The following is a 9672-nucleotide window of genomic DNA, read 5'->3' on the forward strand; positions in this document are numbered from 1 at the left end:
CGGACCAGTCAGATCAGGCCAGCCAATGCACTCAAAGCCACGTTGCATTCTTGCACTTCAAAGCTCTGAAAAGAGGAAACTCAGTCTTTGGAGGGCTTTTCGAAGAACGACAGGATCCGTGCCAGTAGACTTCCACTGTTCATTTTACCCTCTCGTTTTTCGGCTGACCTGTAGCCTGCTATTCGAAGTGGCCACCCAAGTCTTGATGGATCGATCACGATAACTGTTGTGTTGTCCTGACGCGGTTTATCCATCCCCAAGACATTCTCAGCCAGTCTGGACGCCAGTTCTTGTGCGGGTCCATCCAGCGATAAGATTTCTGTGACTTCTTGCATGCTAAGTGTGTCTAGACCGTCGCTCGCCATGAGTATTTTGTCGCCGCGTCTGAGAATGAGAGGATCAGGTTGATCATCTATCAGCGCGATCTCGCCACCGGTGAGTGCTGATCGAAGAACAGAACGGTTGGGGTCATGAGCGGCGTGACCCGCTTCGATTTTGTTTTGTGCAACAAGCTCGTCGAGAACTGGACCGACCGAGTGATCTTCGTTCAGACGCTGAATCTCACCGCCACGATACAGAAAAAGTGCCGTGTCACCAACGCTACACCAAACCAACCCCGACTTACTTATAAGTATGGACAGGAAGGTAGTGCCCATATCGGACAAGTGTGGTTCTTCAATTATCTTTCTTTGAATTGCCCTATTCGCAGCTTCCAACCCTAGTAAAAGGTTTTCATTGCCTTGGGATATTACAGCAGTCGCTTCTTCAACCGCTGCACTGACAGCAGTCGAACTGGCAACTCTCCCGCCTACATGCCCGCCCATTCCATCACAAAGGACGAAGAAGAGTTTGCTTTCCTCATCCAAGAGTCGCTTGCGGTTTACAGTGAAGCCGCAATCATCCTCTTGAGCTGTTCGTTTCCCAAGGATAGCGGCGACACCGATTGCGTTTGGAAGGGGCGTCTCAAACAATCGTCGTCCTCAATCTTCCCAAGTGAATGAATCGCCACAAAGCTGAACGAACAGGAGCGTTGTTTTACCCAATCCAATCTTATCGTGTGTCGACAATTCTTGACTGTCCAAAACCGCGTCATCACCCAGGTAGGTGAGGTTTCTGCTCTCTCCCGGTTGGATATAGAACTTTGAGCTGCGGCCATCAAAGATTATGTTGCAGTGGTTCTTTCTTGAGATCGCCTCATCACCGAAACAAAGGCTAAGCTCGGCATCACTTCCCCGCCCGATCCTGTTGTTTCCAAAGCCGAGCTCAAGAGCATTGCCCTTCCCAGGGCCGTCGATAATGACGACCCAGCCAACCACCGGACCCTTCTCGTCAGCACCATCTTGCAGTTTGCCTGAACTGCGGATCAATCGCGTCTTGTCACTATCCATGGCGCCGATTTCTCTAGGGTCAGGCCCGCGATAGAGCTGCCCCTTTTCCTCTTCTCTTGCACTAGGCTTCTTCGGAAGAGCCGTGCGCTCTACATTACCGCCAGCAGCTTCGATCGGGTTTCCATCGGGTCCACGCTTCATACTATTTCTCCAAGTCGCGGCGCACTTTGTCGCCTATTTCAGATACAGTCGGGAAATGAGGTTATCCATGCAGTATTGGCCGACTAGGTTCAGCGCCATTTCTTCACGCTCTTGCATGATATGCAGGACAAAAACCAAGACCGCAGACTGCACGAGAGCCAGAAGCGTTGTGTAGAAAGCGACCCCCAAATCACTTGTCAGAAGGCGCATCCATGGCGGAATCAGAGCGGGATTCTCAATTCCGGGAAAGGTTCCGGCGCTTGAAAGTGCGGCAGCAATACCCACAACTGTGCCGATAAAACCAAGTGTCGGAATCAGCCACGTGATGTAGCGTAGCATGTTGTATTTCAGATCAATCTCGTGCTGGTAGAGTTCGAGACTGGTGTTCATCAGAGAGTTCGCTTGGTCGATTGAGCGAGATGCCTGAAACTGCAGGATCACACGCTTCAGGAGGCGTGGGAGGTAGGAGTGAACGGTGTCTGCATTCTGTTTTAAATTGACCATTATCGGTGCAAGATCCTGAGGCTGCAGAAGTGTCTCCTCGTCCTCTGGCAACAGACCCTGTCGCAACTGGGCATGCTCACGCCGCGCGTCTGACCGTCGCAGCCAGAGCTCCCCTAGGGCGACAAAGAAGCATAGCCACATCACGTTCTGGATCGTGAAAGGATATGTGAACATACGTGTGTCCCGGTCCAACAATACCGAGCCCATTGTGGTGTGCGGGGGCAAGGCAAAACTCAAAGCCGCGATGAAGACTGCCCCCAATGCCAGCGAAGCCGCTGCAACTGCCAAACGATTTTTCACCAATGTCTCCTCTTACGATCTCGCTTCCGGTTCACCGGTTTCGATGTTGCGCCGAACTCGCCCCTTCGATTGGGCTGGAACGGCCTTCCCTGCGCCTTGGATCTTGGCGAGCACATCACCGACCCGTAGTTCAGCCTCAGCCAGGCGGACAGTGTCGTCTGCCCTTACGAATGCTTGTTTGATTCTTTCCCATCCATCGGGGCCGAGCACGAAGGTTCCACCAGAACTGACCCGATCGGTCAGGTGGAATTGCCCATCCCTGGTCACGACCATCTCAGCATGTAGTCTGGAAACCGTGGGGTGTTCGATGACGTAGTCACAATCAGGCGAACGGCCTACGGTATAGGTTTTGTAGGAATGCTTCATATGTTTCATCCCGGCCCTTGCTGAAAGTTGAACGCGCTTCTTGTATTTGGACCCCAAAGACCGTCGATGGCGCCCGAGTAGTTTCCTTGGTTAGTGAAGACCCTTTGAAGAATACGGACAATCTCGCGATGGAAATCGTCATCGCGGTCAAAGAGATCGCCAAACCAATCGACCCAAGTCAGATCGTCCAGATGAGCTGCGCTCAAGAGCGCATCGGCCGCAATTTGTTCTGCTTCCGAGCCAATTCCCGATCGCACCTCGACAGCCACTCTTGCCAACTCTCCACACGCATCAGCGTTGTCCAGTTCACAAGAAGCTAGGAAATAGCGCGCCGCATCTGCAGCAGATTCGATTTCCCTGCCGTAGCTGGAAAGATAATTCTGGTAGGCAAGAGAGCCTGCAGCATAACAAGCTTCTCCGGTGAACCATTCGGTCGTGCCGTCACAGACATCCCTGAAAAGACCAAGAGCTAGAACTTCATTCGGCTCCCTGCCTGACGAGCCGAACACATACATTCCAGCAAGACGGTAACAAGCCTCTTCGCTTTCACCTTCGACATCTAATAAGCAGCCCTGTTCAAAGGCATCCGCGGCAAGAGCCAAATTGGCGGGGGACATGTTTCCATCGATTCGAATTTCTCCCAAAGCCAGACACGCACGCGCCACTGGAGCGGTGGCTTCTGCTACATCGCAGAGATCGCTGTAGATGGTTTGTGCCTCTCTCGGGTTTCGCAGAGAATTTGGCCCACTGTCCAGAAGGTATGCTGCATTGAGACAGCTCCACTGATCGCCAATGCTGCAGCCAAGGCGGTAGGCCTCCAACGCTCCAGACTGATCCCTTCCCCGATCCGTTTCCCCACCCACAAGCATGACACCTACTAAACGGCAGCTTTCACCATTACCTAACTCACAACCAAGCTCGTAGAACGACAAGGATTGTTCGGCGTCCAACACCTCGTCGCGATTTCGCAAGACCCAACCAACGTCGTGGCAACCAATCGCGACACCAAGTTCGCAGGCCATGACAAAGTAATCTAGCGCAGCCTCGTAGTCTGGTGCTTCGAGCCCCTCACCGCGGTAGTTTATTCCGCCTAGCCGATAGCAGCTCCATCCGGTTCCCTCGCCATCATTCATCTCACAGCCGCGTTCAGCAAAATCAAACGCGGCAGCGTAGTCGTTCGGCGGCTCATCACTTCTCAGTAGCTGTGCTGCATTCGAACATCCAAAGGCTTCACCAAGATCACAGGCACGCGCATAACTCTCTAGTGCCGCGTTCGCATCCGGAGAACCAAGAGAAGAATTGCTTTGAAGATTCCCCAAATCATTGCAGGCATTGGCACTTCCATTGCCCGCGCCGATTTCACAAGCTCTTCGGAATAGTTGCGCCGCTTCCTCAGGGCGCGGTGGGTGACCATCTTCACCATCGCGGATGATGTAGCCAAGGAAACGACACCCCAATGCTGTCAAAGCGGTCGCACCGGTATCGCAAATCTCCTCAAGAGCTTGCATGTAGACCGGGCTTGATGCGACCGCTCCCGCAACATGGTCGGCCGAACGGATCAATTGATACACGGAGCGTTGATGGTCAGGATAGGCGTTAACTGCTGCCTGACAGGCCGCTATCGCGGCTTCCGCGTCAATCTCGGCAAAGGGCACGGGCGGAATAGGAGCGAAGTCCTGTGCCAGCGACGGATGCCCCGCCAAACGATCGCATTCCTGCACAAGGGGGGAGAGGTCCGGACTGGTCAGCGAATTGATAGCAGCAGCAGCCTCCTCCCGAAAGCGCCCTTCTAGCTGTGCCTGCAGGTAGCTTTGATAAGCGGTTTCTGTGTCGGAAGACGTCGCATCGTCCCATGCAACCTGATCGGCCTGTAGTGCAGCCAGCCGTTCCCTTGCAGCCGCTTCAAATGCACTGCCAGGGTAGTCTGCTAGGAATGCTTCCAAACTATCAATGGTGTCGATCCTTAACGTTAGCGTATAGGCATCGACAGAGAGAGACGTAGCCCGACTTAGGGCCTCTCTAAAATGCGCGCCGTCAGGTTGGCTCGCGCGGTAGGCCAAATACCCCGACCAACTATCGAGCGCCTGAGCTTCAGCCCATGCCGCTCCGTCTTGAGCGATAGCCTGCGCTTCCTGCTCCTCCCTGATCCCTGCAATGGCAGCCTCTGCATCGACGCGATGACGACCCTGAGGTTGCTCGTTCAAGTATGTTTGAAAGCTATGCTCAGTGTTGATCCGAGTCGCTTCCGACCACGCGTCCTCATCAACTTCAAGTGCAGCCAAACGAGCCCGTGCTTCACCTTCACGAATCGAACCAGGATACTCGTCGATGTAGTCGCGGTAAGATGCGATCGTGTCCGCACCCGCGACATCCTGCCAGGCCTCAAGGCTAAGGTCGGTCGCCCTCCTGAATGCTTCGTCCGAATGACGGCCATCCGGTCGCGCAGAGCGATAGGCCATATAACTTGACCAGCTATTTTCTGCGACTGCATTGGCCCAAGCAGCGTCATCATCTGCCAATCGGGCCGCTTCTAGTTCACTTTCTGCCTCGGCGTTCAAAGCCGCCAGCGCCTGTTCAGCTTCATCGGCATGGGACCCGTTCGGAAAGGATAAAATATATGTTTCGTATCCATCCACGCTATCGCGTAGCACAGCCTGGGACCAAGCTGCATCGTCCCTTTCGATTTCAAGAGCAGCGTCCCTTGCCGCTGCGGCCTCTGCCGCATGCATGCCATCCGGATAATCTGTCAGGAAGGACTCATAAGCGGTTGAGGAGTTTTCGCTCTGTGCAAAGCTCCATGCGGCGGTTTCTTCCTCAGAAAGCGCTTCGGCTTCTTGGTGCCTTCTGAGCGCATTTTCCGCATCATCTCGATGATCGCTGGACGGAAAGCTCGCGATAAAGCTACTGTATGCCGCTGGGGTATCGAGAGCCAAAACCTCCTCCCAGGCAAGACGCTCTGTTCGCGCAGGAAGGATCGTCAGCGCAATACCCGCCACTATGATCGCGATGAGAGCCGACACTCCGAGCGCAACCAGCGGTTTGCGAAATCTTCGCGCCTTTGCAACAGCGTTTTGAGAGCCTTCCTCCCGCGCAGAGTTCGCACTGGAGGCAGATACAGATGAAGCATCACGAACACTGTCGATTGCCGTGTTATGTTCTGCTGCGGGCTCCATGGCCTCTGGCTCAGCTTCTCCCGAAAGCATCGCCCGGAACTCAGCGACGCTTTGTGGACGATCTTCCTCATCAAAATGCAACGATGCGTTTACGGCCGAGATAAAATGTAGCGGGTATCCCTGTGCATTCTCTCCTGAAAGGGGGCTGAAAGGATCGCGGCGCACTCGGTTTATCGCATCCGGCGGAGGTGCCCCTGTAATTGCGCGATAGGCTACAGCCCCGAGGGCATAGATATCCGTCCAAGGACCCGAATTACTATGGGTGGAGTATTGCTCTATCGGAGCATATCCTGGCGTTACAATTGCGGTAAGCGACCGAGATTTTGCCCCAACCATTTGTCGGGCCGCGCCGAAATCAATCAACACGGGCTGTTTGCGATCATAGAAAGGCCCGCGAGCCTCCCTTAGTATGATGTTTCCCGGCTTGATATCTCTGTGTAGAACACCACTTTCGTGAAGTGCCTGCAATCCGTCGAGCACTCCATCGAGGATTTCGGACAGCTCCGTGAACTTCAGAGTTCCAGATAGAGCGAGTGCTTGGGAAAGTGTGTCCCCCGGCACGTAGTCAAGGACGATATAGGCTGTCCCATGTTGCTCGAAAAACCGGAGAACCCTTACGATATTCGGATGATCAAATCGCGCGACCGTCCTCGCCTCTGCAAGAAAGCTATTTAGCCCCCAGTCAAAGTCGGACTTTTCACCCGTCGACTTTGCATGCACCGAAAGATCCGGGGTGCGGACGGCAAGATCAACCGGCATATACTCCTTGATTGCTACCGGCATATCCAGGGTCAGATCATGACCGAGATATGTGATCCCAAACCCTCCATGCCCCAGAATTCCTCGCACCTCGAAACCATCAATCCGCGTTCCCTTGGGCAAGCCATGCATCAGGTCAGTCATGGCACCCTCAGTTCGATATCGCAGCGGCTAGATTGCCGTCATTGCGGGAGGTAAGCGCACCCAGGAATTCCGTGAATTCTGGGCTTGTATAAAACGCTCCAACCGCCACCGCGTGAATTTCTATCCCGGTTCGGTTCGCAGCAGTGATCGAATTGACCACGTCACGCGCATTGCCGTTGGGCTGCCCATCGGTGATTAGGATTATCGCTTCTGGAGCCAGCGAGATCGCACGTGCCATTGCTTCACGCGTCGGTGTGGTGCCCCCATTGTTTGCAAGCCACCCTACAGCTTCTCGCTGCAACCGCGCACGGTTTCCGCCGACTTGCGTGAAGGAATTACCGGATGGGTAATCACGCAACACAGTTTGAGAAGACGGCGCGTGAAATCCCAACAGGTGAACCTCGACCGGGTCGCGCAAGGCGTCAAGAATTCGCTGCAATGAACTCTCTGATAGTGCCACACCCGCGTTTTCATCCAAACTGCCCGATAGATCCAGGACAATCACAATCCTCTGTGCTCGTGTTTCGATCCCGAGAATCGTTGTTCTTTCGACTTCACCTTCCAACGCAGCCTCTGCAGCGTCAGCCGCAGCCTGCGCTTGCTGTGCCTGCGCCTGAGCAGCAGATGCGGCAGCTTGAGCGGCGTCAGCACGAGATTGAGCCGCCGCTGCGTCGTCTTGCGCTTGTGCAGCTTCAGCTCGTGCAGCGTTTGCGTCAGCCTGGGCAGCAGCAGCCGCTGCCTGGGCTTGGGCCGCTTCCGCCTGTGCTGCATCAGCTGCGGCCTGAGCAGCCTCTGCACGAGCGTTTGCCGCAGCCGCATCAGCTTGCGCCTCTGCAAGCGCCTGCTGTGCCTGAACCAATTGAGCCTCAAATTCTTCGCTTATTCGTGGATGATCTCCGGTATTTGGGAAGAAGGGAAGAAAGACGACAGCAAGAACGATGAACGCACCAAGCGCCGAAGCAAATAGGTCGAGCGCAGACATGCTGAAAATCGAGATTTCGCGATTTTTTTTCTTCATTTCTGGCCCTCAGGAAATAACGATTTTAGTTTGTCCAATGCGGAGGCTTGAATTCGGCGTAATCTGCTGAGGCACAAACGGCTCAAGCCTCTTCTCATCAAGATCCGTGCCATTTGTGGAGTTTAGATCTTCAGCCAACAACGTTCCATTTGCCGCGCGACGTATCCTTAGATGGCGAAGCGAAACCTGTTCGTCCGCCAAGACAAAATCGGCCAGAGCTTGGTGCCGCCCAATCACTAGGCATTCATTGGCGTTCAGCGTGTAGTGTTTTGAAAGGTCATGGCCACTTGGAATAATTGCCGACACCTTCACTATCGCGTCAAAACTGCTCGCCACCTCTTCAGCATCAACTGATCGAGAAGAGTTTCGGCGTCCGATCAGCTGACTGGCTCGTTCGATTATGACCTGCCTTGGACGCGCACTAAGCAGTAGCGCCGCCAGCACTCCCGATGCCAATAACGCTAGCGCAATCCGCAAAGCGGGATCATTCAACGCCGCGACAGGGGCGTCGCTGCCAGAAAAAGTCGACGCTACCACACATGGTTCTGTTACGGGCGTAAGCAGGTCGCCATGACCTGTCTCGTCCAAAAATGTTATCAACGCTGCCGCTGCTGAAGCAAATGAGATACCAGAACCAGTTCTCGCGGAGACGATGCGGCCTTGTGCGTCTCGAATTATGCTTGTTGATGGAACAGCAGTATTCAGGCCGATTAGCTCTCCGCACTCATTGAACAAACCGCCGCCGCTATTCCCTGGGTTAATCGCGGCACTGTGTTGGATGATCGGTAGGCTCCCACTGCTCGACCAGTGGCCTTCAAACTGCCGAGAAATAATTCCGTCAGTCAACGTCGAACCCGTCGCCAACATCATTGCATCCGCATCACCAGGATATCCAACAGCCCAAACGGGTGCTCCATCTTCATGTGCGGCCGCAGACAAGATAGCTACATCAATCAATCCAGCTGGAATACGGAGGAGCGCAATATCACGCATCTCATCCAGTTCCACAACTTGTGCATCGATCTCCTCGCCTACACCTTCACGTTGAACACTGACACGATGAGCACCTTCAACAACATGGTGATTGGTGAGAACGAATCCGTCGGCGCTAATCGATACACCACTTCCGGTTCCTACCGGTCGGCCGTTTTCATAAACGATCACTCGAACTGACCGCTCCTTGAGGTCAGCAGCACGAGGCGTTGCACTCGATGAGAAGGGAGTGATGCTGCACACTATGGCAATGGCAGCACAAGCACAAAGTAGACGCAAAAACCAAGTCCCTGAAAAAATTGACTAGTTTGGCAACACTCTTGCAGAAAGAGCAAGTTGTGCGCAAGTGAACAATGCGCAAGATGCCGAATTATCGCAAGCCCTCATCGCGGGAGACGAATGGGACGAGAGGCCCCCTACTTGTCATGGGGATCACCACTTAAGGGTAGAGTCCCAAGCAGGAGTGCCCGTGCTCGTCACACAATTTCACGAATTTTCAGATTCCCTTTCACCTATTGCTTCGTTGCGCAGCGTTCTTCTGACTACCCAGATTGTTGCGTTTCCATATCTTGTCAACGATCAAGGAGAGTGGTCTGCTGCAAGTGCGTAAAGTGCGCGCCCGTGATGCAATGAAGCTGAATCCGAGAAGTGCTCGTTTTGCCAGGGGAATGGAAACGAGCGAGTTTCGCGGACGGCAGGTCCAACCTGGTTCACTGTATGCGCTTTACATTGTGACATGAACTCTAGGGCCTCGTGCGCCCAAGCATCTCTAAGGGGAAGATCGGTCAGGCGGTCGTACTCTATGTCACTCATGCTTCACCTAGATATGTCGACAATCATAGGAGGGGCATTATCCGTAGATCACCGCGGCAGTCCACCGAAGAGC

General features: G+C 54.1%; 7 protein-coding genes. All 7 read right to left on the bottom strand.

The genetic code is table 11. The features are described from left to right. Positions 1-80: 80 nt before the first annotated feature. Genes EP237_RS22365 through EP237_RS22395 form a run of 7 tightly spaced genes read right to left on the bottom strand, consistent with a single transcriptional unit; the run spans position 81 to position 8957 of the window. Positions 81-971: a PP2C family protein-serine/threonine phosphatase gene (locus tag EP237_RS22365; protein WP_127563039.1), complete on the bottom strand. Its 891-nt coding sequence runs from the start codon at positions 969-971 to the stop codon at positions 81-83. 9 nt (positions 972-980) lie between these two features. Beyond that, positions 981-1529, bottom strand: a complete 549-nt coding sequence (locus EP237_RS22370) for an FHA domain-containing protein (RefSeq protein WP_127563040.1) — start codon at positions 1527-1529, stop codon at positions 981-983. Between the two features lie 33 nt (positions 1530-1562). Beyond that, positions 1563-2333, bottom strand: coding sequence for a MotA/TolQ/ExbB proton channel family protein (locus EP237_RS22375; protein ID WP_206052345.1), 771 nt, complete (start codon positions 2331-2333; stop codon positions 1563-1565). Positions 2334-2345: 12 nt separating this feature from the next. Then, positions 2346-2708 carry an FHA domain-containing protein gene (locus tag EP237_RS22380; RefSeq protein ID WP_127563042.1) on the bottom strand — a complete coding sequence of 121 codons (363 nt, stop codon included), beginning with the start codon at positions 2706-2708 and terminating at the stop codon, positions 2346-2348. Continuing rightward, positions 2705-6775 (bottom strand): serine/threonine-protein kinase, encoded by a 4071-nt coding sequence (locus tag EP237_RS22385; protein WP_127563043.1) that lies wholly within the window; start codon positions 6773-6775, stop codon positions 2705-2707. Before EP237_RS22385 ends, EP237_RS22380 begins: the two co-directional genes overlap by 4 nt. A gap of 7 nt (positions 6776-6782) precedes the next feature. Then, a complete protein-coding gene (locus EP237_RS22390) occupies positions 6783-7793 on the bottom strand; it encodes a vWA domain-containing protein (RefSeq protein WP_127563044.1) in 1011 nt (336 codons plus the stop codon). 9 nt (positions 7794-7802) lie between these two features. After that, positions 7803-8957, bottom strand: coding sequence for a trypsin-like peptidase domain-containing protein (locus EP237_RS22395; RefSeq protein ID WP_127563045.1), 1155 nt, complete (start codon positions 8955-8957; stop codon positions 7803-7805). Positions 8958-9672 lie beyond the last annotated feature (715 nt).

Source organism: Nioella ostreopsis (genome assembly GCF_004000255.1).
In the GTDB taxonomy this organism is placed as follows: domain Bacteria; phylum Pseudomonadota; class Alphaproteobacteria; order Rhodobacterales; family Rhodobacteraceae; genus Nioella; species Nioella ostreopsis.